27 protein-coding genes and 3 pseudogenes are annotated in these 19,879 nt (G+C 68.5%); 21 read left to right on the top strand and 9 right to left on the bottom strand.

The genetic code is table 11. From position 1 onward, the window contains the following. Positions 1–91 precede the first annotated feature (91 nt). On the bottom strand, positions 92–1,198 hold the full coding sequence (locus ACWC91_RS25270; protein ID WP_450644927.1) for a hypothetical protein: 1,107 nt from the start codon (positions 1,196–1,198) through the stop codon (positions 92–94). Positions 1,199–1,549: 351 nt separating this feature from the next. Next, positions 1,550–1,636 (bottom strand): annotated as a pseudogene (locus tag ACWC91_RS25265) (TetR family transcriptional regulator); the annotation flags it as partial. Positions 1,637–1,709: 73 nt separating this feature from the next. Here ACWC91_RS25265 and ACWC91_RS25260 point away from each other — a divergent pair. Then, the gene (locus tag ACWC91_RS25260) at positions 1,710–2,429 is read left to right on the top strand and encodes an IS6 family transposase (protein ID WP_450644926.1); all 720 of its coding nucleotides are present in this window, start codon (positions 1,710–1,712) and stop codon (positions 2,427–2,429) included. A gap of 42 nt (positions 2,430–2,471) precedes the next feature. Here the strand turns inward: ACWC91_RS25260 and ACWC91_RS25255 are convergent, their stop codons facing one another. Beyond that, positions 2,472–2,888, bottom strand: coding sequence for a hypothetical protein (locus ACWC91_RS25255; protein WP_450644924.1), 417 nt, complete (start codon positions 2,886–2,888; stop codon positions 2,472–2,474). Positions 2,889–3,017: 129 nt separating this feature from the next. On the opposite strand from ACWC91_RS25255, the pseudogene ACWC91_RS25250 reads away from it, so the two are divergent. Further along, a pseudogene (locus ACWC91_RS25250) lies at positions 3,018–3,761 on the top strand (Tn3 family transposase). Positions 3,762–3,846: 85 nt separating this feature from the next. Here the strand turns inward: ACWC91_RS25250 and ACWC91_RS25245 are convergent. Further along, the gene (locus tag ACWC91_RS25245) at positions 3,847–4,173 is read right to left on the bottom strand and encodes a helix-turn-helix domain-containing protein (RefSeq protein ID WP_225080615.1); all 327 of its coding nucleotides are present in this window, start codon (positions 4,171–4,173) and stop codon (positions 3,847–3,849) included. Between the two features lie 698 nt (positions 4,174–4,871). Continuing rightward, a complete protein-coding gene (locus ACWC91_RS25240; protein WP_450642467.1) occupies positions 4,872–5,501 on the bottom strand; it encodes a type III effector protein in 630 nt (209 codons plus the stop codon). A gap of 128 nt (positions 5,502–5,629) precedes the next feature. Between ACWC91_RS25240 and ACWC91_RS25235 the strand changes: the two genes are divergently transcribed. From ACWC91_RS25235 to ACWC91_RS25190, 10 genes and pseudogenes are all read left to right on the top strand, one after another. Then, a complete protein-coding gene (locus ACWC91_RS25235; protein ID WP_450642469.1) occupies positions 5,630–6,061 on the top strand; it encodes an Hsp20/alpha crystallin family protein in 432 nt (143 codons plus the stop codon). Between the two features lie 101 nt (positions 6,062–6,162). Next, a complete protein-coding gene (locus ACWC91_RS25230; protein ID WP_225080618.1) occupies positions 6,163–6,558 on the top strand; it encodes a DUF2267 domain-containing protein in 396 nt (131 codons plus the stop codon). 53 nt (positions 6,559–6,611) lie between these two features. Continuing rightward, the gene (locus ACWC91_RS25225) at positions 6,612–7,055 is read left to right on the top strand and encodes a DUF2267 domain-containing protein (RefSeq protein ID WP_225080619.1); all 444 of its coding nucleotides are present in this window, start codon (positions 6,612–6,614) and stop codon (positions 7,053–7,055) included. 618 nt (positions 7,056–7,673) lie between these two features. Further along, the gene (locus tag ACWC91_RS25220; RefSeq protein WP_281155759.1) at positions 7,674–7,922 is read left to right on the top strand and encodes a hypothetical protein; all 249 of its coding nucleotides are present in this window, start codon (positions 7,674–7,676) and stop codon (positions 7,920–7,922) included. A 34-nt stretch (positions 7,923–7,956) separates the two neighbouring features. Next, positions 7,957–8,451, top strand: a complete 495-nt coding sequence (locus tag ACWC91_RS25215) for a hypothetical protein (RefSeq protein WP_281155760.1) — start codon at positions 7,957–7,959, stop codon at positions 8,449–8,451. A 536-nt stretch (positions 8,452–8,987) separates the two neighbouring features. Then, positions 8,988–9,791: a hypothetical protein gene (locus tag ACWC91_RS25210; RefSeq protein ID WP_450642470.1), complete on the top strand. Its 804-nt coding sequence runs from the start codon at positions 8,988–8,990 to the stop codon at positions 9,789–9,791. Between the two features lie 236 nt (positions 9,792–10,027). Further along, the gene (locus tag ACWC91_RS25205; RefSeq protein WP_100572255.1) at positions 10,028–10,231 is read left to right on the top strand and encodes a cold-shock protein; all 204 of its coding nucleotides are present in this window, start codon (positions 10,028–10,030) and stop codon (positions 10,229–10,231) included. Between the two features lie 290 nt (positions 10,232–10,521). Then, positions 10,522–10,854 (top strand): annotated as a pseudogene (locus tag ACWC91_RS25200) (DUF6207 family protein); the annotation flags it as partial. A gap of 282 nt (positions 10,855–11,136) precedes the next feature. Next, entirely contained in the window at positions 11,137–12,174 is a 1,038-nt protein-coding gene (locus ACWC91_RS25195; RefSeq protein WP_376505945.1) for an AraC-like ligand-binding domain-containing protein, read from the top strand. Between the two features lie 255 nt (positions 12,175–12,429). After that, the gene (locus tag ACWC91_RS25190) at positions 12,430–12,951 is read left to right on the top strand and encodes a hypothetical protein (protein ID WP_225080623.1); all 522 of its coding nucleotides are present in this window, start codon (positions 12,430–12,432) and stop codon (positions 12,949–12,951) included. 6 nt (positions 12,952–12,957) lie between these two features. On the opposite strand, the gene ACWC91_RS25185 is transcribed toward ACWC91_RS25190, so the two are convergent. Continuing rightward, a complete protein-coding gene (locus ACWC91_RS25185) occupies positions 12,958–13,227 on the bottom strand; it encodes a transposase (protein ID WP_450642472.1) in 270 nt (89 codons plus the stop codon). Positions 13,228–13,766: 539 nt separating this feature from the next. On the opposite strand from ACWC91_RS25185, the gene ACWC91_RS25180 reads away from it, so the two are divergent. From ACWC91_RS25180 to ACWC91_RS25165, 4 genes are all read left to right on the top strand, one after another. Continuing rightward, positions 13,767–14,003, top strand: a complete 237-nt coding sequence (locus ACWC91_RS25180; RefSeq protein WP_450642473.1) for a replication-relaxation family protein — start codon at positions 13,767–13,769, stop codon at positions 14,001–14,003. A gap of 80 nt (positions 14,004–14,083) precedes the next feature. Continuing rightward, on the top strand, positions 14,084–14,281 hold the full coding sequence (locus tag ACWC91_RS25175) for a hypothetical protein (RefSeq protein WP_450642475.1): 198 nt from the start codon (positions 14,084–14,086) through the stop codon (positions 14,279–14,281). A gap of 427 nt (positions 14,282–14,708) precedes the next feature. Further along, complete coding sequence (locus tag ACWC91_RS25170) at positions 14,709–15,074, top strand: iron chaperone (RefSeq protein WP_225080626.1); 366 nt, start codon at positions 14,709–14,711, stop codon at positions 15,072–15,074. Between the two features lie 58 nt (positions 15,075–15,132). Beyond that, on the top strand, positions 15,133–15,306 hold the full coding sequence (locus tag ACWC91_RS25165; RefSeq protein WP_450642477.1) for a transposase: 174 nt from the start codon (positions 15,133–15,135) through the stop codon (positions 15,304–15,306). Between the two features lie 35 nt (positions 15,307–15,341). On the opposite strand, the gene ACWC91_RS25160 is transcribed toward ACWC91_RS25165, so the two are convergent. The 3 genes from ACWC91_RS25160 to ACWC91_RS25150 form a co-directional block, all read right to left on the bottom strand. Next, complete coding sequence (locus ACWC91_RS25160) at positions 15,342–15,494, bottom strand: hypothetical protein (protein ID WP_225080627.1); 153 nt, start codon at positions 15,492–15,494, stop codon at positions 15,342–15,344. A 21-nt stretch (positions 15,495–15,515) separates the two neighbouring features. After that, on the bottom strand, positions 15,516–15,725 hold the full coding sequence (locus tag ACWC91_RS25155; protein WP_450642478.1) for a hypothetical protein: 210 nt from the start codon (positions 15,723–15,725) through the stop codon (positions 15,516–15,518). Positions 15,726–16,309: 584 nt separating this feature from the next. Beyond that, a complete protein-coding gene (locus tag ACWC91_RS25150; RefSeq protein WP_225080629.1) occupies positions 16,310–17,113 on the bottom strand; it encodes a sulfite exporter TauE/SafE family protein in 804 nt (267 codons plus the stop codon). A gap of 85 nt (positions 17,114–17,198) precedes the next feature. On the opposite strand from ACWC91_RS25150, the gene ACWC91_RS25145 reads away from it, so the two are divergent. The 5 genes from ACWC91_RS25145 (at position 17,199) to ACWC91_RS25125 (ending at position 19,653) form a co-directional block, all read left to right on the top strand. Further along, positions 17,199–17,996: an AraC family transcriptional regulator gene (locus tag ACWC91_RS25145; protein ID WP_450642480.1), complete on the top strand. Its 798-nt coding sequence runs from the start codon at positions 17,199–17,201 to the stop codon at positions 17,994–17,996. 150 nt (positions 17,997–18,146) lie between these two features. Further along, on the top strand, positions 18,147–18,302 hold the full coding sequence (locus tag ACWC91_RS25140) for a hypothetical protein (protein ID WP_281155771.1): 156 nt from the start codon (positions 18,147–18,149) through the stop codon (positions 18,300–18,302). Next, positions 18,284–18,466 (top strand): DUF6233 domain-containing protein, encoded by a 183-nt coding sequence (locus ACWC91_RS25135; protein WP_450726044.1) that lies wholly within the window; start codon positions 18,284–18,286, stop codon positions 18,464–18,466. Before ACWC91_RS25140 ends, ACWC91_RS25135 begins: the two co-directional genes overlap by 19 nt. Positions 18,467–18,589: 123 nt before the next feature. Continuing rightward, positions 18,590–18,898, top strand: a complete 309-nt coding sequence (locus ACWC91_RS25130; protein WP_450642482.1) for a hypothetical protein — start codon at positions 18,590–18,592, stop codon at positions 18,896–18,898. Continuing rightward, positions 18,895–19,653 (top strand): SDR family NAD(P)-dependent oxidoreductase, encoded by a 759-nt coding sequence (locus tag ACWC91_RS25125; protein WP_450642483.1) that lies wholly within the window; start codon positions 18,895–18,897, stop codon positions 19,651–19,653. The genes ACWC91_RS25130 and ACWC91_RS25125 overlap by 4 nt, the downstream gene beginning before the upstream one ends. The last annotated feature ends 226 nt before the right edge of the window (positions 19,654–19,879 follow it).

The raw sequence follows: 19,879 nt of genomic DNA, 5'->3' as shown, positions 1-19,879 counted from the left end.
TCAGCCACGTGATCATTCTGACGGTCCGGTACCGCCCAGCGCAGCAATACAGTGACGCCTCATCACAGGGCGAACGTTGCCTGATGCGGCACTAGAAGAGGTCGGCCGAGGTGCCCTGCGTGAGGTTCTCGAGGATTGTGCGCAGCCACGGGCTGCGCACGGCTGGTAGCCGGACCAAGGTGTGCTGGAACGTTCCCCGGTCGGCCCGGAACAGGTAGTTGGGGCGCGGCGGGAGCGGGTCGTCGCGGAGTACGTCTTGGGGTATGCGGCCTGACGCGGGAACCGGCAAGTACGGCTGGGGAGAGACCAGCCACAGCCACACCCTCAGCGGCAGGGGCACCAGGTATGCCGACGCAGTCGGGCTGGCGGGGGTCCAGGTTTGACCTGTCTGGGGATGGACCGGTACGAGAAGGATGTCGACGCCCGCGTCCGGGGAGGGCTGTCCCGGTCCAGCCAGGACGGCGCGCCGCTTCGGGGGGCCTGCTGGCAGCAGGGCGTCGAGCGCGCGTTGGAAAACGTCCGCCGTCAGACCGCCCGGGACCTTCACCGGCTGCCCTTGGGAGGCAACCAGCAGGTGGGCGAGCGCCTGGCCGGCTGCCGCCTCCCACTGCGGGCTCCACGACCAGTAGTGGTTCGACCCCAACCGTCCTCCCCACGTGGCAATCGGCTCGAACGGGGGCGTTTTCTCCCCCTTCTCTGCCAGCTCCGCCCAGGAGAGGGGCGCAGCGTGGATACCGTCAACGGGGACGCGGCGCACGGCGTCCGAGCTGAGCCGCACCGCCTGCCAGAGCGAGCAGTCGTCGACCCTGGTCGCCACGGGGAGGTCGCACGCCTTACAGGCCATGTTGGGCCCGTCGGCTCCGTCGAGGCCGCAGCAGGCACCGCCGCGCTTCTCAGGAATCAGCCGGGTTCCACGGATATCACCGGGCGCGATGACACTCGCCCCGGGCGTGCTGTCGGACAGGGCGTAGACCGGCGCGTAGATGCCGCGTGCCTCCGCCTCGCCCGGATCGATCTCGTCCCACATCCGCCACGGCCCTCCCCAGGGGTCCGGGTCCACGGCAAACGTCCCGGACTCCATGAGCACCGGAAGCTGGGCCCCATTCCCGTACTTCTGACGGGCGTGGACTGGCAGTGAGACCTGGGACAGCGAGGTGGTCAACTCGGCGCCGCATCCCGCACACACGAAAACGAACAAATGTCCTCCGCCTGAGAAACAGACGCATCGTCGCAGCTCGCCAGCAGCCAGCCAACATGTTTTCTCATCCGCTGCGGGAACGGCGCCTGCCACCGTCGTGGAGTAAGCGCCCGCCCCATCAAGCTGAAGGACTGCCCCTCGCGCCAGCGTCTCCAGATCTCATCCTGCTGAGACGGCGAGAACCCGTAGTCACGCACCTGTGCCTCCACGACCACATGATCACCCGTGGGTGGTGCGTTGAGAGCACTGGACGCTGTGCGCGCCCCGGTCCGCGACAATGCTGGACCGGCCGGTGGGGCAGTGGCTGTACAATCTTCGGGGGCTCGGTGCGCTGGAGGGTCACCCCGAGTGGGAGACGGTCCCGGCCGCCGCGACCTCTGCGACGGACACCGCGTCGAAGCCCCGCTCCAGGAACAGCCGTACGGCGATGTCGGACACGTCCTGTTGGCGTTGTCACGTTGGCTGGCTGGGGATGATCTTCGGGTTGATCATGCCGGAGGGGGACTCATCCGTGGAGAGCGCGTCGCCGTCGTACAGGGGTCACCGGTATCCGGTTGAGGTCATCTCCCACTGCGTGTGGCTGTACTTCCGATTCCCGCTCAGCTTCCGCGAGGTGGAGGAGCTGATGCTCCAGCGCAGTGTGATCGTCTCGCATGAGACGGTCCGCCGATGGTGTCTGAAGTTCGGGCAGGCCTACGCCCACGCGCTGCGCCGCCGACAGGCCCGGCCCGGCGACAAGTGGCATCTGGACGAGGTCTTCATCAAGATCAACGGTGAGCAAAAGTACCTGTGGCGGGCAGTCGACCAGGACGGCAACGTCCTCGACATCCTCGTCCAGAACCGCCGGGACAAGGCCGCGGCCAGGCGATTCCTCCGCAAACTCCTGAAGAAGACCGGCACAGTGCCGAGGGTGCTCGTCACCGACAAGCTCCGCTCCTACGGCGCGGCCCACCGCGAGGTCATGCCCTCCGTCGAGCACCGCTCCCACAAGGGCCTGAACAACCGGGCCGAGAACAGCCACCAGCCCACGCGGCAACGCGAACGCGCCATGAAAGGCTTCCGCTCCGCCGGCGGGGCCCAGCGGTTCCTGTCCGCGTTCAGCGGCATCTCACCCCACTTCCGACCCCGACGCCACCTGCTCACCGCCACCGACTACAGAGCCGAGATGACCGTCCGCTTCACGATCTGGGAGCAGATCACCGGAGTCGCCAGCCTGCCCACCATGGCCTGAACACAGGCCCGCACCGCGAGCCCACCACGCCCCGACGCGCCGTCAGGCACCCACGCACCCAACAACGTGACAACGCCTATCGGAGCTCTCACGCCAGAAGCAGACGGTCGCTCGGGGCAGTCCGTTGTGGTCAGCGAAGGCGGGCTCATCAACATAGGGACGAAAGACATCAGGAACCGAGTCGAAGAGCCCCGGCCAGAGCTCTGGGGGCGAAAGGCGATGCGCCGACATCGGCGACTCGTGGTCGCACGCCTGGGCATACACCCCAGCAGCTGAGAGCACGATGGCGTAGTCGTTGCCGGCGCCGTCCCTCATCGAGGCCATCTCCTCGCCCGGCGACCAGCCGGAATCGAAGGAGTAGTACCTCCACTCCCACTCAGGGCTCAGAACGGCATCCAACATCGCCAGAGTCCTGGACCGATCGCGGACCGTCGCGATGGCGGGCAGCTGCTTGATCACTTCATGCACCGACACGGAGCCATCCAAGCGAAGCCCACTGACACCCGCCGCACCGGCCCCACAGTCGCCGCACCCTCACGACACGCCGAAGGATGATCAACTTGAACTGTCCACATAAAGAGCTTCCCGGTGTTCGCGCTGGCCCACCTGCTGGGCTTCGACCTGATGCCCCGCATCCGTAACTGGAAGGACTCGACGTTCTACCGGCCCAGCAAGCAGAGCGAGTACGTGCACATCGACGCCCTGTTCGGAGAGCCGGGCAGGAACGTGATCGACTGGGACCTGATCGAATCGCAGTTCCGGCACCTGATGCGGGTGGCCGTCTCGGTGCGCGAGGGGGCGATCTCCTCCTCCACGCTGCTGAAGCGGCTGCGGTCGGGCTCCAAGAAGAACGCCACGTACGCCGCGTTCCGCGAGGTCGGCCGCGTGATCCGCACCGTGCAACTGCTGCGCTACCTCTCCGACGCGCCGCTGCGCAGGCGGGTTACCGCGGCGACGAACAAAGTCGAGTCGTTCAACCGGTTCTCCCAGTGGGTCGGCTTCGGCAACCGCGGCGTCATCGCCGACAACGACCCGGTCTAGCAGGAGAAGGCAATGAAATTCAACGCTCTGCTCACGAACGCGGTCATTTTTCACAATGCCCTGGACATCGCCGAGATCGTCCGCCAGCTGCTGGAGGAGCGCTGGACGATCGACCCGGAGGACCTGGCGCACATCTCGCCGTACCTGACCGAGCACATCAACCGGTTCGGCGAGTACAGCACGCACGAGCTCGGCATCCAGCCCGAGGCGTACGACCCGAAGCTGGACGTGGACTTCGCCCCGCTGCGCGGGGCGGACCCGGCCGCGGCCGGCTTCGGTCAGGCCGCCTGAAAGGCCGCGGCCGGTGACGGCAGCATCGTCCGCTGGCCGGTGTTGCCCCCAGGATCGGCGTACTGATTCAGGCTGAGTACTTCGACTACGACTCGCGGCCTTGGGTGCGCAGGTGCTCGTTGATGCGCCGGGCTTCTTCGAGCTGGTCTTCGAGGATGACGATGCGGCAGGCGGCTTCGATGGGGGTGCCCTGGTCGACGAGTTCGCGGGCGCGGGCGGCGATGCGCAGCTGGTAGCGGGAGTAGCGGCGGTGGCCACCTTCGGAGCGCAGCGGGGTGATCAGGAGGTGTTCGCCGAGGGCGCGGAGGAAGGCGGGGGTGGTGCCGAGCATCTCGGCGGCCCGGCCCATGGTGTAGGCGGGGTAGTCGTCATCGTCGAGATTGTCGACGGGACGGGAACTGGCAGGGGGCATAGACCTCTTCTTTCAGGGGACACGTCGGGGGGCCCGGGTGCCGTACGGCACCCGGGCCCCGAGCTTTCAACACCATCTACCGGCGAACTGCGCCGGCCTTCTTTGTCCGCAGGTTCCGCCTGGGAGGGCGAGGCTGCGGGGATCGCGGTTGCGTGACCGGGGACCACCTTCCAATCCGAGGCCTGCGGTACCCGGGCGGACTTCTTCCTCGCCCGGGCGATCCTGATGGCGTCTGCTCCTTTACCTTCGGCTACACGGTCGTACTGCTGGATAACGCAGGTACTGCTCGCAGCCCCGTGGGGCGTCCTGCTTGACCTGCATGCGCGGCAGTTCATCTCTGCCGTGCCCTTCTCGACTTCCTGGGTACACGGAAAAAAATAACCCTGCGACGAGCCAATGTCTACTGTGACCGCGACAGATTTTCTTCAGGTTCGATGCGTGTAGTTCTGCCGCAAACACATCTGCATGAGTGGTGCCCCGGCGCGAACCCACGAGGCGCGGACGAGGAAGCTGGCCATCCTCTACTGGCTGTGTGTGCTGGTCAGCTGGCGGGATGCGCTGCGTCGGCGGGAGATCTGGGGGCCGGGGGCGAACCGGGGGCGGAGGCCGGAGGACGATCTGCCGCCGGACTTCGAGGGCAATCGGGGGTTGACCCGGGGGCGGAGGCTGACTGGGCTGTTGCGGGGCACCGGGCGGGGTCAGGGGGGAGTGAGGGTGTCGAGCCGGGCGGCGAGGTCGGGGTGGGCGGCGGCCAGGTGGGGGCGGGCGGCGGCCAGGGGGGCAATGAGGTCGGCGGGGTCGTTGTGGGCAAGGGCCGCGTGCAGCTCATTGAGCGGGCGGCGGGCGGCGGGGGGAAGGTCGGTGAGGGCGGTGATCTGGCCGGCGAGGCGGCGCAGGTCGGCCGCATTGCGGCGGGCCCAGGTGGCGGTGTTGCGGTCGGCGGCCCGGGCCTGGCGGGTGGCCGTCACGCGCTCTTCGCCGGTGGTCCCGGCCGGGCCGGGGCGGCCGCGCAGGTAGCGGCGCTCGGCGGCCTGGCGGCTGGCGACACCCAGGGGAGAGGCGAGGTCGGCCCAGCTGGCGCCCGCGTTCCGGGCCGTTTCGATCAGGCCGGTCTCCCATCCGGCGAGCCGCTCACGTACCTGCCGCAGCAGCATCAGCGAGGCGAGGGCCTGCTCCGGGGCCGGCCCGGTGCCGAGGGTGTCGGGGGTCTCGTGCTGGGCGTCGCGCAGGGCGTCGTCTATGGCTTTCAGGGCCGCCGCGGCGGCGAGGAACGACGCCGGGCTGTGGGCGTCGGTGTCGGTGGAGACCGGCTGGTCGGGTGCGGTCACGGGCACCTCCCTCGGGTTGTCATCATGTAGATGACATCGTGTTTGTCATCCATTGGATGACATGTTACAACGGTGTCAGTGAGGCGCATTGGCAGTTACTGCCTGAACCTGCTGGAGGTGTTTTCACGATGTTGATGCGCACTGACCCCTTCCGTGAGCTGGACCGGCTGGCGCAGCAGCTGATGGGCCCGGGTACCTGGTCGAGGCCGTCGGCGATGCCGATGGACGCCTACCGCGAGGGCGACGAGTACGTGGTGGCCTTCGACCTTCCCGGCGTCAGCGCGGACGCGATCGACATCGACGTCGAGCGGAACATGCTGACCGTCAAGGCCGAGCGCCGGCCCGTGGCGAAGGGCGACGACGTGCAGATGGAGCTGTCCGAGCGGCCGCTGGGCGTCTTCTCCCGCCAGATCGTGCTCGCCGACACCCTGGACACCGAGCACATCAAGGCCGACTACGACGCGGGCGTGCTGACCCTGCGCATCCCGATCGCCGAGCGTGCCAAGCCCCGCAAGATCTCCATCGGCGTCGGGACCGGCCACAAGGAGATCTCCGGCTGACACCGGCCGGACAGGTACGGAGGACGGGCATCTGATCTCCCCCTCACCCCGTCCTCCGCACCCCGTGGGCAGGCCGAAGAACAAGAAGGGGCGGCGGCGAGATGACTCTGCGACGCGAAGCGTTCCTCGACCACGTGAAGGAGCGCGGCGAGTACGGCACTGTGGAGGAAGCCGAGCGCGCGGCCCGTGTGGTGCTCGCCCTGCTCGGCGCGCATCTGGTCGGCGAGGTTCGCGCCCAGCTCGCGGCACGTCTCCCGGAGGAATTCGCCCTGATCCTGCTCAACCCGCTGCAGAGCGCCGAACCGCTGCCTCCGGAGCGGTTCGTGCGGGCGACCGCAGCCTGGATCGAGGGCGCCACCGAGCAGACCGCGACCTGGGACGTCAGCGCCGTGCTGTCCACGGTCGCCGACACGGCCGGCGAGGACCTGCTGGGGCAGACCCTGCTCCAGCTCCCCGCCGACTACGACCTCCTCTTCGGCCGCCCCCAGCCCACCTGACCCCTACCTCGGTGCCACACACCCGCACCGCTCCACGAAAGGCATGCACCGCAGTGATCACCGACGTGCGCGTACCGGCTGAGTACCAGCAGCCGTACTCGACGGCGTATGAGCAGATGCTGGAGAAGGTCCGCTACGAAGGCGCCTACCCCACCCGCGAGAGAGCCGAGGAAGCCGTCCGCCTGGTCCTCGCGGGGCTGGGACGCCAGCTGACCGGCGACGAACGCGTCGACCTGGCCGCCTGCCTGCCCCTGGAAGCCGCACGTGTCCTGACCGCACAGGTCCCTGACACCCAGCCGCTGACCGGATGGGCCTTCGTCAAGGATCTCGCCGCCCGCTCCGGCGCCTCCCTGGCCACCACCCGCTGGGACACCGGCTCCGTCTTCGCGGCCGTCGCCGCCCACGCCGGCCCCGACCTCATCACCCGCATCCTCCACCAGCTCCCCACCGGCCACGCGCTGTTGTTCGGCCGCGCCGAACTCACCTCCGCCGCGTAAACGGCGCCGGCACCCCGGGGCCGCAACAGGATCTCTCCGGCGGCCCTTGGCGAAGTCCCCGATCCGCGCGATCGGGGACTTCCGCCTTCGCTGTGCATGATGACCGTCTCGGGCGGTGTTTCTCATAAACGGTCCTTTGCGCGAGCAAGATCAATCACGGGTAGCAGACCCCCCGCTGGGCCCGGATTCGTTCGCAGAACCCAGTACGAACGCTGGCACCTGCGCGACTGCGCCCGCTGCGGCCAGCGGGCAGCGAAGTCCGCCAACTGGTCGGACGGACCGATCTGCCGCACCTGCCTGGAGCGGGCCATGCGCGTCCGGGGCCGTTGCCCCGGGTGCTCCGCCGACCGGCTCCTGCCCGGCCGCAATGATCAGGGCCAGCCGCTCTGTCGGGACTGCGCTGGCATCACCCGCGACTTCTTCTGCAGCCGCTGCGGCTTCGAGGGCCTCCTCCTGGGCGGCCGGCTCTACTCGGCGAGGATCCTCGTCTTGCACTCCGCGGTATACCGGCGCGGACCGGTCGAGCGGGCTTCCACCTGCGGATCAGGGCCACCCGGGCACTACTCCTTCTCCGCCCTCGACGCAATGAATCATCCAGTATGTCTGACTCAACCTATTTTGACAGGGAGGGCGAAGACCATCTCGCGCGCGGACTCGGCCCAGGTCGGTGACGTCATCTTCTTCAAGTGGAAGCAGGAGAGCCGCTACAACCACGCTGCGGTGGTACGGGCCAACTCATGCGGTGAGCTTCACCTCGTCCAGCACGGGATCAAGACTCTGACTACGCTCAGCGACGTGATCGCCCGCTACAAGAACAAGAAGAACTCGATCGAGAAGATCCTGATCGTCCGAGTCAAGGACAGGTGAGGCGATGAGATACCGCAGGGCCGTATACGGCACCGTGGCAACCCTGCTGCTGAGCCTGTCGGCATGCTCGCCGATCGACTCCTCCGACACTCGGTACGAAACGGATTACGCCAACCACGAACCGCTGCACGTGTTCGGCTATCCGTCCACCGGTTCCCTGCAAGTGGTCCAGGAAATCGTGTGGCGCATCGCCGACGGTAAAGCCGGGGATCTGGAGAAGCTGGCGACCAGCGACAGCACAGACAGCGAGACCCGGAACACGTCCGCGAACTGGATCAAGAGCTTCCGGAAAGGAGCCCAGGGGAAGGTCGCGGCCGACTTCTACGACGATGCATCCGAACGCCAAGTCGTGGTGCTGTACTTCCAGGACACCCGGCAGGTCAAGGAGGTCACCGTGCGGCTGGACGGCAACGCCGGCGAGGACGGTTGGCGAGTCCTGATGAAGGAAGCCAGCCTGAAGGAAGCCACCAGCCCGCCTGCCTGGGCTCCGAAGGAGCCCGGCGGGAACGGATCGGTATCCGACAGCTGAGTCCGGATCCGGGCACAAGCAGCCAGGGGGCCGGGCAGCGCCGGGCCCCTTCGCCATGGTGCGCCCAGCTGATTCGCTCCGGCAGGAGGCCAAGTGGACCGACCGTGTACGGGTCGGTCCAGCTCAGAGCGGTAGTAGGAGCGTTGATGTGGCCGTGCGCCAGCGACGCCGGTCGGCACGTACCGGGCTCTCCTCACCCCGGCCAACCACTGACCACTTCAACAACCAAGATCGGGCGTTAAGGTGACACACCCCGCTGCCGGCCGTGTAGGTGAAGGACGCCTTTGCGTGGCGGGGTAAGTCGAGCGGGCTTCCGGTGGCGGCCGCCGCGGCGGCCAGGCCCATGCCGGAGCTGGCACCGGTGACGAAGGCGACCTTCCCGCTGATCGGCCGCTGCTCCAGGTAGTCCAACAGCATCCCGGCGAAGGGGGCTAGGACGGGCGACGGCGGGTCGCCGAGCTGGACGAGGACCTCGCCGTCCTCGTGCTGGACGTCGTCGGTTCCGAGCCGGAGAGTGGGGTTGGCTGGGCATCACCGTGGGCGCGGCCGCGGTGCTGGGGCTGCTGGCGATACCCAACGGCGGTAGGGGCAACGCGTACGGCGACGCCATATGCGCGTCGGTGATCGGGGGTCCGGACGGTGATCAGCCCATCGCCACGCTCATGGGCGGGGTCGACGAGGCGGACACCAAGGAGGCCGTCCGCACCGCCCTGCTGAATTGCGAACGCCGACGCAGCAGCCGCCTCGGCTGGACCCTGGCGGTGGCCACCCCCCACGGCCATACTTCTCGGCGGCCTCCTGGCCACCCTCCCGCCCCGGGGCCGCCGGGCGACGGAGCCGGGCTACCGCTGATCCACGGCTTCCGTTTCCGTACGCTACGCGCGGAGGGCGGAGCGGTACCGGCCCGGGAGTCGGTTACCTCACGGGCAGGCAACGCAGCCTTCCGCCAGCCAGCCCGGATGTTCACTGCCTCGCACGCGCGCGACCCGCGCGCGCCTTGGGACGGCCCGCAGCGCCAGGGCGGGGCGGTGAAGAAGAAGTTCCTGCCGCGCCGCGAGAATCGGGCGATGACCGACCGCCGCCCGCCGGGCACCGGACCCGACCGCGCCAACGTCTCCCGCACGCAAGACACCGAGCTCCCGCCCGTGCCACGCGCCCAGCTCGCCGCCGAACGCCTCCCCGCCACCCCGGCCGCCGAGCCGAAATCGCGCCCACCGGCCGGGCGCCGCGTGCTCGGTGTCGGCCCCGCCGCGCCGGGACAGGTGACCGACACGGTGACACCGGGTGGCTTTGTACGTGAGAACGAACGGGAGTCGTTTGTCGCAGACTTCGGAGTGTGACTCGGAGCGGCGACCGGTCTTCGTCCCACGGATGATGTTGCCTTCGTGGTTCTTTGTGGCCGAGCTCCACCAGCCGGTGTACCGTCGTGATCAGCAGTCGTGGTTCCGAAGTCCCGTTCGCCCGTGATCGCAATCGCGGGCGTTTTTGCTGTTCAACGCCTCTCCGGACCAGGGCGATCACCTCCGGGTCCCGCACGGTGCGGGACCCGATACGAGTCCCCTCAAAGGAGACAGGCATGGCCAAGGGCACTGTGAAGTGGTTCAACGCGGAAAAGGGCTTCGGCTTCATCGAACAGGACGGCGGCGGCCCGGACGTCTTCGCCCACTACTCGAACATCGCCGCCCAGGGCTTCCGCGAGCTCCAGGAGGGCCAGAAGGTCGAGTTCGACGTTACGCAGGGCCAGAAGGGCCCGCAGGCGGAGAACATCCGCGCCCTGTAACACCGGACACACAAAAGGCCCCAGCCGGGATGCAAGCTCCCCCACCGGCTGGGGCCTCTTCGGCCCTACCCGCCCCCGATGGTGGGAGATTTCAGCCGCTGTTGAGGGAGCCTCAGGAAGAACGGCGGGATGGCGCGCCCTCGTCGGCACGGCCGCCGACTCCGAGGGTCCGCCGCGGGGCCGGACACACCACCGGGTGATTGCCGAGAACACCCCGGGCCCTCAATTCGTCAAGGTCGGACAGACGGACTGAGGGAAGAGAGGCGAGCAAGTCGGCCTGCGGGGCGCGGATGCCGTGCGCGGCCTCCGGGCCTGCGCCAAGGGTGCGGCGAGCGGTCACACCGGTCATCGTACGGGCACGAGGTTCTCCCCCTCGCCCCGGCCGGCGTCCACAGACCGCCCCGAATCAGCGGTTCACCGCCTCGTTGCTGCGCCAGAAAACACTCAGAGAGTGGTCGCAAGGGCGCGGACTCAGGCCGCAAAAGCCGATGTTGGTGACGCAGAACCTCTGCGGGTGTCCGCGCGTAGTACCAGGCATGAGGCAGATCAAGGACGCGCATGTGGCTGTGCCGGACCTGGCCGTGGTGGAGGTCGCGGCCGCGGATGACGAGACCGCCTTCACGGTCCAGGAGCTGGGCGTGGCCACGCAACCTAAGCAGGGGCACGAGCCGTCCCACGCCCCGAACGCACCCCCCAAGCCGTCCGCGTCGCCCTGGTCCGCCTCGCTCCGCACCGGCTGGGCAAGATGGAACAGCACAAGGAACAGGCGCTGGCCACGGCCATCCAGGACGGGAGGTGCTGCTGAGGAACCACGGAAGTTCGGGGTCGTCTGCATCCGGGAATTGTCACCACGTCGATTCCATGGCCAAGAGGAATGGCCACAGGATGAGGTGGAGTGCCCTGTGATGGAAACAGTCCTCCGCACCGAGGAGTTGTCGGTCGCGGAACGGTTCGAGTCGTGGTGCGACCTGACCTCGCGCGCACTGGTTCCCACGGTGTTGACACCCGTCGACACCGGCGACTTCCGGGCCGAGGCAAGACTGCTGGAGCTGGGGGCCGTGCGGATATCGGTCATGTCCTACCCGACACTGCGGTCGCGCCGCACACCGGCGCTGGTGCGACGTTCCGATCCGGAGCTGTACCAGGTCGCGCTGACCCGGCGGGGCAAGCAGCAGTTGTCCCAGTGCAGACGGGACGCGCTGGTCGGGCCGGGCGACCTGCTGCTGTACGACACCTCTCATCCGTTCGACGCCCGAGCGGCCCTGGACGGGAAAGAGGTGGAGGTGATCGTCGTACACGTGCCGCGCGCGGCGCTTCCCCTCCCGGCTGCGAAGATCGACCGCACTCTCGCGGTCCCCACGCCGGGGCACACCGGTGTCGGAGCGCTCCTCTCCCAGTTCCTGGTTCCGCTGGTCACGCAGTCCGCCTGCTACCGCCCGCAGGACGCCGTGCGCCTGGGCGCGGTGACCATGGATCTGGTGACCACGTTTCTGGCGCACCGTCTCGACCTGGAGGGCGCTGTCCCTCCCGAGAGCCGTCAGCAGACACTGATGGTCAGCGTTCATGCCTTCATCGAGCGCAACCTGGGTGATCCGCAGCTGTCACCCGAGGTAGTCGCCACGGCCCACCACATCTCCGTGCGCTATCTGCACCGGCTGTTCCAGCGGCAGGGCGCCTCGGTGGGGGGGTGGATCCGGCAACGGCGCCTCGAACGCTGCCGGCGCGACTTGTCCGACCCCCAACTCGCCGACAAATCCATCGGTTTCGTCCGCATGCGCTGGGGTTTCGTCCATGCCTCCGACTTCGCCCGGGCCTTCCGCACCGCGTTCGGGGTTCCGCCCAGTACCTACCGGCACACCATGCTCCATGAAGGACTGGACGCTGCCCGTCAACTGCGGTGCACCCAGAGCCAACACCGGAGCCGTCAGCGCGACAAGACTTGACGGCACGGCAGGCACCCGGCCCGAGAGGGTGGGCAGATCCCGCCGGGACGGGGGCCGATCGGAGCCGGTCGGGGCTCCAGGGCTCTTGAGGCCAGGTGGAGCCGGTGCCATGGGCGGCGGTTCCACAGGGCGCGTGAGCGGGGAGCAGGATCGGCAGCACGGTTCCGGATACGAGAACGGGAGGACACAGTGAGTACACAAGTTCGGGGGCAGGGTCGCTCGGCGATGCGGAGGGCGGGCCGTTGGATCACGGTCATGGCCGCGGTCACGGCGGTGGGGTCCGCGGCGTTGGCCCCATCGGCCCAGGCCGCCACATCAACCGCTGCGGCTGCCCGGGTGGCCGCCGAGGACGCGCGCATCGCCGCCCAGGTCAAGGCGGGCGATCCGAGCATCGTCCCGCTGGCGAAGAAGCGGGGCTGGAAGTACAAGACGTACCAGGCCACGGCCTGCTACGGCTACAAGCATCCGTTCTGGGGGAAAAAGCGCAACACCGCCGGCTGCACAGTCGCCTACTTCACCCTCTCGGGGGAGGTCGCGTACAACGGCAAGCAGGCCTGGGGCCAGTGGATCAGCTACGGCTCCGGACACGCGTACGGCGTCAGCGTCAAGAAGACCTGGCTGGGTTACTGGAACAACGGGGCGAAGAAGCGTCCGTACTACATGGACCTCGGCGCCAACGGCCATGTGAGCGTCAAGTTCTTCGAAGCCCACGACTTCTACCTGCGCATCGACGTCCATCGCAATGGCACGGCCGGCCTCCGCGGCGGCGCCGCATAGGGGTCTTCAAAGTTGAGCGGTGCGGAGGTGCCCGCGGACTCGGCGGGTGGTGACGCAGCATGTGCGCAAGCGTTGGTTGGCGGGATTGCGGAAGCCGTGAGCGGCTCGGGCGGTGAGCTTGATCATGCGGTGGATGCCCTCGCTCTTGGCGTTGCTGTGGCCGGTGGCGATGAACGCTTCTATCTCGGGCCACCAGCGGTCGCAGGCGAACCGTCCGAGGCTGCCCTCACGACGCCGTGACCAGCACGGGTGTCCGACCTTGTGAGGAGCCGTCATGACTGGCCGCCCACGAGTCGGACGATCACAGCGGTACCTCCCTAGCGGGACTCTCCCGCCTCACCCCTTAGGCGGGGGCTCAGCCGCAAGGGGAGAGCATCGAGATCACGGGCAAGTTCTCTCACCGGCCAGCGTCTCCCTCCCGTCCGGCGTCGCGCGCGGTCCCGCCGTCGCGCGCGAGGAACACCAGCGGCGTCCGATCCCCTCGCCCGCCACGCGGGACCTGTCCCACCCACCCACTTCTCTGTTCATTCTGCTGTGGGGCGTGGGCTCGGGGGCGAAGAGGGGATGTCGGCCTCCCGACCACGGCAGGGTCAGTGTGGTGACCTGCGGGTTCGCAGACAGGCGCGGCAGAGGGTGCGGACGGTTGTCGGCCTGGTTGTCGACGGGGATTCCGGCCTGGTCCACGGCGGCGTTGTCGCTTCGTGACCGTGGTCGGGCCTTCGTGGTCGGTGGTCTGGTCGAGGCCGACTGCTGCTGTGACCGGTACATGCGGCGCCGGACGGGTGTCGCACCGGACGGGATGCGAGCGGACCGTGATGATCAGCGTGGACACGGGCAGCGGGGACCGGATGGCGCTGGGCGTGCCGACGCAGTACCGCATGGCCACCACCGAGCAGATGCACCGGGTGATCACCCCCGAGGTGCGCATCGAGCAGACCCGGCGGCGGCTGGCCAGACTGCGTGCCGAGGGGCTGGTCGACCGCATCACCCTGCAGGCCGGACGGATGCGGGTGTTCCCCACCTCGTACGGCGGGCAACTCGCCTCCGAATGACCGGAGATGGGTGGACGCCGGCCCTCCAGGACCGTCTCCGATCCGACCCCCGTACGACTGAAGGCCGACCACAGCTGACCGTGACCAAGACCGCGCTCGTCTTCCTCGAGGAGCCCGCCGCCGCGGCGATGTGTGCCAGCCGCTGGACTGGATCCCCGAGGTCCACCACCCGATCGGCAGCGGCGAGGCCGTCCCCGCGGCCCCGGCCGACCCTCCAGGAGCCCGCGCTGGAGGAGTGGCGGCGGCGCTACCCGCACTTCCCCCGCGTCCTGACGTGACGAACTCGTTCTGCCGCGAGTCTGCGACGCGGTCGCCCTTCTGTCACGCCAACAGGACCGAGGAGTTTGACGCCAGCCCGGCCAAACAACGGTTATGGCCGATGCCGTGCCGATGGACGCTTGTACACCCGCTCGGCAGCCCGGACGCTCTCCTGCACGTGGTGCACGCCTTCGAAGTACTCGTGAAGAGGCAGCGCGCAGCGGACGCAGCGCAGGCGCAGGTCGAGCAGCTACGCGACCAGTACGGGCCGCCCGCCCGCGAGCCGTGGAGCGACCGCGGTTACCGAGTACGCGAAGGACGAAGGCCAGGCACGGAACGAGGTCGAGGCCAGCGTGAAGAAAGTCGCGCGGCACGCGACGGAGGAGGGCTCCTAAGGCGGTGTTTGAAATGTTGATGTGGGCCTTGCATCCGGCATAACCTCACGGAGTGGTGCAGAGCGAGGCTAGCGACGTCGACGGCTACCTGACTGAGGTTCCTGAGGAACGCAGGGCCGTGCTGACCAAGGTGCGGCAGCTGTGCCGAGAGGAGCTGGTGGGCTTCGCCGAGGTCATGGCGTACGGGATGCCCGCATATGAGCGGGACGGCGCCTGCGAGATCGCGTTTGCCAGCCAGAAGCAATACATCTCCTTCTATCTCATGCGCAGTGACGTCCGTGAGGCATTCGAGAAACGGCTGGCCGGGCAGGACATGGGCAAGGGCTGTCTGCGGTTCCGCAGGCCGGAGAACATCGACTTCGGCTTGCTGCGGGATCTGCTCAAGGCCACTGCGACCCGGCCCGGCAAGATCTGCTGATGCCGCCAGGCACCGGGGTGCCGCCTCGGACGAGTCAGAAACATGGAACGATCTTGGAATGGCTCGTGGGGACCTGACGGACGAACAGTGGGAGCGGCTGGAGCCACTGCTGCCATCGATACCGAAGACAGGGCGGCCGCCGAGGGACCGGCGGCAGGTCTTCGACGGGATCGGGTGGCGAGCCAGGACCGGCTCGCCGTCCGCTATAAGGCGACAGTCCAACTCACCTTGATACGGCAGTCTCTGTAACCACACCTCAAACACTTCCTAGCGGCGGCGTGTCGACAGCCGGTACTCGCCGCCTGCCCCTTGCTCCTGCGTGCGCGCGGGTGGCAGCAAGGCAGGCGGCAGCTCGTTGCGGTGGCGGCGGAGGATCTGCCGCAGCGCACGGCCGCGGGCGCGGTACGGGCGGTGAGCCATGGCGCTCAGCATGGCAGGCGGTCAGCCCTCGCCCGGCCACGACGTCAACACGCTGCCCTGCTGCTCATCGGTGAGGGTGATGCGGGCGCCGGGCATACTGCCGTACTCCCCCACCCATGACGGGAACTTGCGGCGGGCTGTCGTCTCGCTCCCCCACCAGCCCCGCACCACCGGACGGCCGGCCGCAGTCACGGTCAGGTGGAAACGCTGTGAGCCATCCACGGCGGTCATTCCTGTCCTCACTCACAACTGCCAGCTGCACCCCGGGCCTCGGCTGCGGCAGCACGCAGGTCAGCGACGACCTCGGCCACCGTGCCCGGCACCCGAGACGGCTGCAGGTCAATGGTGGCAAGGAGACAGTCCCGGCAGCGGTCCAGCCACCGGCGGCCGTAACCGGGACCTCGATGATCCCCGCCGCACGGGCCGACCGACCACAGCCCACACACGGGACCGGATTCCGGCCGACACGGGCCGCTGCCTCTCGGTGGACCTGCCGGGGCGGGGCCGGAGCCAGGCCGACGGGGTCCACGGCAGGCGGTGCAGCACGTCGTCGATCGCCATTCGCGCTCCTCTCCGGCCCCCTTTGTCCGGTGACACCGAACCTTGAGCGATTGCCATCGAGCCTTGATCGCCCTGGTCAAGGTGGTCAGGTGCGACTGAGCGCTTCACCTGGCGGACGGGTGCGGTGAGTTGGCGAGGCTGGGAGTGAGGCGATGGGGCGATCTTGGAGGCGGCGGGCAAAACCGCGGGTACCCGCCTCTGCCCCGGCCCGTCGCAGGCCCGCGGGAGGTAGGCAGGCCGCTGCGGTCTTGCGCTTAAGCCGAGAGCAGCATGGCGACTGTCACCATGGCAAGCAGTCCGATGTACGCCCAGGCGTAGGTACGGTCGGGGATCCGTGGCGGGCGCCGCCGCAGTATCGCGATCACCGGCAGAGCTCCGAGGAGCAGCGCCGAGGCAGCGCGAAGGTCAATGATCCCCACCAGTTGCAGGTGCGCGTCAGCGGCAGCGGGGACCGCGGCGCCACCCAGAGACACTGCGGTGGCCGGCAGCGCGATGGCGAGGCTGAGCGGATTGGCCAGCGCAGTCGCCACGCGCATCGTGTGCCCGGCCCTCCGCATCGCGGGGACAGTCATAACGCTGCCCCCCACACCGAGGAAGGCCGCGACCGCACCGGCCGGCGCGCCGAGGACGGTCGGCAGTGGACGCGGAGCATCGGAGGTCGCCTCGATCCGGGAGCCCGGGCGCAGGAAGCCGGGGCGCAGGAGCACGTCGGCGATGGTGAGCGCGACGTACGCGACGAAGGCCCAGCGGGCCAGATCGGCCGGGGCGAGGCGCGTGGCGAGCGCGCCGACCGAGGCACCGGCCGCCAGCAGGAGGAGCAGCGCGCCGCTGCCGCGGAGTGCGAGGAGCACCCGCCGCGGTGTGACGGCTGTCGCGAAACCCGCATTCACTACCATCACCAGGGCCGAGGTGGCAGTCGCCACCTGCATCGCGTCCGCGCCGAGCGCGGCGTCCGCCCACACCACGACCGGCACCGTGACGAACCCGCCGCCGAACCCGAACAACACCGTCGTCGCCCCGGTGAGGAGCCCGATCCCGATCAATGCCACAACATCCACAGCCCCCACTCCACCAGCTCCGGCAGGTCTCCCGCATGCGATGTTCGGCACTGTTCCTTCGCGTCTCAGCCAGTAGGGTGGCTGGGTGAAGAACGTCTCCCTGGCCGACGTCGACCACGCCGATCGGGTCGTCCTGCCGATCGGGACCGACTACCCACCCGGCCACGTACTGGACTGGCACGAACACCGGCGCGCCCAGTTCCTCTACGGCGCCACCGGGGTAATGGTCGTCGACACCGCCGAGGGCACCTGGACCGTTCCGCCCGAGCGCGCCGTACTGATTCCGGCCGCTACCCGGCACCGGGTCCAGATGCTGGGGGTGAGTACCCGGAGCCTGTACATTGAGCCGAATGCCATCCCCTGGTGGCCAGCCACCTGCACGGTCGTGAACGTTCCGCCGCTGTTGCGCGAACTACTCCTGGTCGCTGTCGAGTTCGAGATCGATTACAGCCTGTCCGGACGGGAGGGAAGCATTGCCGCCCTCCTCCTGCACGAGATCGCTGAGCTCGCCCCGCTCCCGTTCCACGTCGGGATTCCCGCCGCCGCTGACCTCGCGAAGCTCTGCCGCGAATACCTGGCCACCCCGGACGCCGGCGTCACCAACGCCGCATGGGCCACGAGGACGGCCATGAGCGAACGGGCCTTCACCCGGCGCTTCCGCTCGGAGACCGGTGACAGCCCGGCCGTCTGGCGGGCCCGAGCCCGCCTGCTCGCGGCCATGCCACTGCTGCGCACTGCGTCGGTCAGCGAGGTCGGTGTCCGCCTCGGCTATGCCTCTCCCGCCGCGTTCACCGCCGCCTTCACGCGCACCTTCGGCGTGCCCCCGTCCCGCTTTGCCGCGAGCCGCCAAAGCGGCGGCCCCAGCGGCAATCGCAACTCGTGACGACTCCCCGAAAGGCAGCTCCGACCAGGACGATCAAGATTCGATGGCACGAACCGCCCAGCGGTTCACCTTCGGCGGCAACCGGTCAAAGTTCAGTGCACAGAACACCCTTGGATTGCGTTCTTCCACCACGATCATAGAATCGAATATGTGAGCGATCTTCCGCCTGGCCTGCCCCGTCTCCGCATCCTGGAGACGTGGCTCGTCCTCACCCTCGACCGGGTACGGCAGCAGATCGCCACAGCCGACAGCGCGGCGAGCAGGCCCGGCCGGCCGCACCCGACTGGATCCTCGAAGGCGGCCTGAACCGCGACTCACCGCCGGTCGCCGTTCACGTCGGCGGCTGCCATATGGCGGGCAAACGCTGGAAAGGCGTGCCCCGGGACGTCGCCCTGCGGGCACTGAGCGAAGACATCGAGGCCTGCGGGCACTGCCGGCCCGACGCTGAGCTCGGCTACCTGGATGGCTAGGCGCCGCGACGGGCGGAACGACGCCAGGTACTCCGCCGGGGCGCTTCGTGCCCGTTTACGACGGACGCGGCGATCGGGCTGGTTGCAGCGGCCGCTGGCCTGCTACTGCTCGGCCTCCTCGACGTGCCCTACGCGGGGCTGCTCATCTTTCCCTTCGGAGCCGGTGTGCCATTCGCTGCCGCCACGCTCGCCGCGATGCAAGATGTGAAAGAAGACCAGAGGGGCCTTGCGGGCGGACTGTTGAACACCGGCGTGGAAAACGGCCCTCCTCTCGGTCTCGCGGTGCTGGTCTCTCTTGCCACCACCCACTCACATCACCCGTCGAGCGGCTGTGCCTTCGCTCTACGCATCGCCGCAGTCGCTCTGCTCATCACCGCCCTGTTCTCGGCGTCTCCGCGCCGCACCAAGAAAGTAAAGGAGAATACGGAATGACCACACGTTTCACTGGCAAGGTGGCCCTCATCACCGGCGGAGGTTCTGGCATCGGCCGGGCCACCGCGCTTGCCTTCGCCCGGGAAGGCGCGACCGTGGTGGTCGCCGGGCGCAGCATCAGCCCGCTCGAGCAGACCGTGAAGCTGATCATGGATGAAGGTGGCCAGGCCAGCGCCGTGACCGCTGACGTCTCTTCCTCTCAGGACATCGCCCGGCTGGTCGCGACCACCGTGGAGCGTCACGGCGGCCTGCACATCGCGTTCAACAACGCAGGAATTCTCGAGGCCGGACCGGTTGCGGACATGGACGAGGCGAACTGGGACCGCCAGTTGGCCGTGAACCTGACCGGCGTCTTCCTCAGCATGAAACACGAAATCGCCCACATGCGCGTCCACGGCGGCGGCGTGATCGTCAACACCGCCTCCAACCTGGGTGCGCACATGCGGCTGCCGTTCCTCGGCGCGTACGCGGCCTCCAAGGCGGCGGTGAGCGCGCTGAGCCGGGCGGCTGCAAAGGAGTACATCCAGAAGGGCATTCGAATCAACGCGTTCAGCCCGGGCCCTATCGACACACCCCTGTCTCTGCGGCCAGGCGAGACCGAGGACGACCGCACCGCACGGATGAAGGACGCACTGCCGATCGGCCGGGTCGGAACACTCGACGAAGCGGCCTCCGCCGTGCTCTGGCTCGCATCACCTGAGGCGGGCTTCGCCGTCGGCCACGACCTGGTCCTCGACGGAGGTGCCACCGCTTGACCTGAAGGTGGAAGTGACCAAGCGGCAGCCCACTCGGTGACCCGGTTCCGGGTGGGCGGCGAACGAATATGTGTACATCCTTTGAGGAATCCAGCACTAGGCGTGGATCGTCGGCCAGCTGCCGGGCCAGGGTCTTGACCGCGTACAGGACACCGTCGCCGAGCACGGTGCAGCGTGTACATATGTGGTCGGGCAGGTCAACATTGACGGTCACTGGGAAGCATGC

The sequence above is a fragment of the Streptomyces sp. NPDC001204 genome (assembly GCF_053598035.1).
Note: the sequence above shows the minus strand (reverse complement) of the source record. Positions and strands in the feature narration are given on the sequence as shown.

What these genes read in the sequence shown, in the direction of transcription:
- ACWC91_RS25180 (WP_450642473.1), top strand. Translation starts at nt 13,767, where the DNA reads ATGATCAGCGTGGACACGGGCAGCGGGGACCGGATGGCGCTGGGCGTG.
- ACWC91_RS25195 (WP_376505945.1), top strand. Translation starts at nt 11,137, where the DNA reads ATGGAAACAGTCCTCCGCACCGAGGAGTTGTCGGTCGCGGAACGGTTC.
- ACWC91_RS25155 (WP_450642478.1), bottom strand. Translation starts at nt 15,725, where the DNA reads ATGACCGCCGTGGATGGCTCACAGCGTTTCCACCTGACCGTGACTGCG.
- ACWC91_RS25245 (WP_225080615.1), bottom strand. Translation starts at nt 4,173, where the DNA reads ATGCCCCCTGCCAGTTCCCGTCCCGTCGACAATCTCGACGATGACGAC.
- ACWC91_RS25125 (WP_450642483.1), top strand. Translation starts at nt 18,895, where the DNA reads ATGACCACACGTTTCACTGGCAAGGTGGCCCTCATCACCGGCGGAGGT.
- ACWC91_RS25235 (WP_450642469.1), top strand. Translation starts at nt 5,630, where the DNA reads ATGTTGATGCGCACTGACCCCTTCCGTGAGCTGGACCGGCTGGCGCAG.
- ACWC91_RS25185 (WP_450642472.1), bottom strand. Translation starts at nt 13,227, where the DNA reads ATGACGGCTCCTCACAAGGTCGGACACCCGTGCTGGTCACGGCGTCGT.
- ACWC91_RS25160 (WP_225080627.1), bottom strand. Translation starts at nt 15,494, where the DNA reads ATGGCTCACCGCCCGTACCGCGCCCGCGGCCGTGCGCTGCGGCAGATC.
- ACWC91_RS25190 (WP_225080623.1), top strand. Translation starts at nt 12,430, where the DNA reads ATGGCCGCGGTCACGGCGGTGGGGTCCGCGGCGTTGGCCCCATCGGCC.
- ACWC91_RS25165 (WP_450642477.1), top strand. Translation starts at nt 15,133, where the DNA reads ATGGCTCGTGGGGACCTGACGGACGAACAGTGGGAGCGGCTGGAGCCA.
- ACWC91_RS25205 (WP_100572255.1), top strand. Translation starts at nt 10,028, where the DNA reads ATGGCCAAGGGCACTGTGAAGTGGTTCAACGCGGAAAAGGGCTTCGGC.
- ACWC91_RS25230 (WP_225080618.1), top strand. Translation starts at nt 6,163, where the DNA reads ATGACTCTGCGACGCGAAGCGTTCCTCGACCACGTGAAGGAGCGCGGC.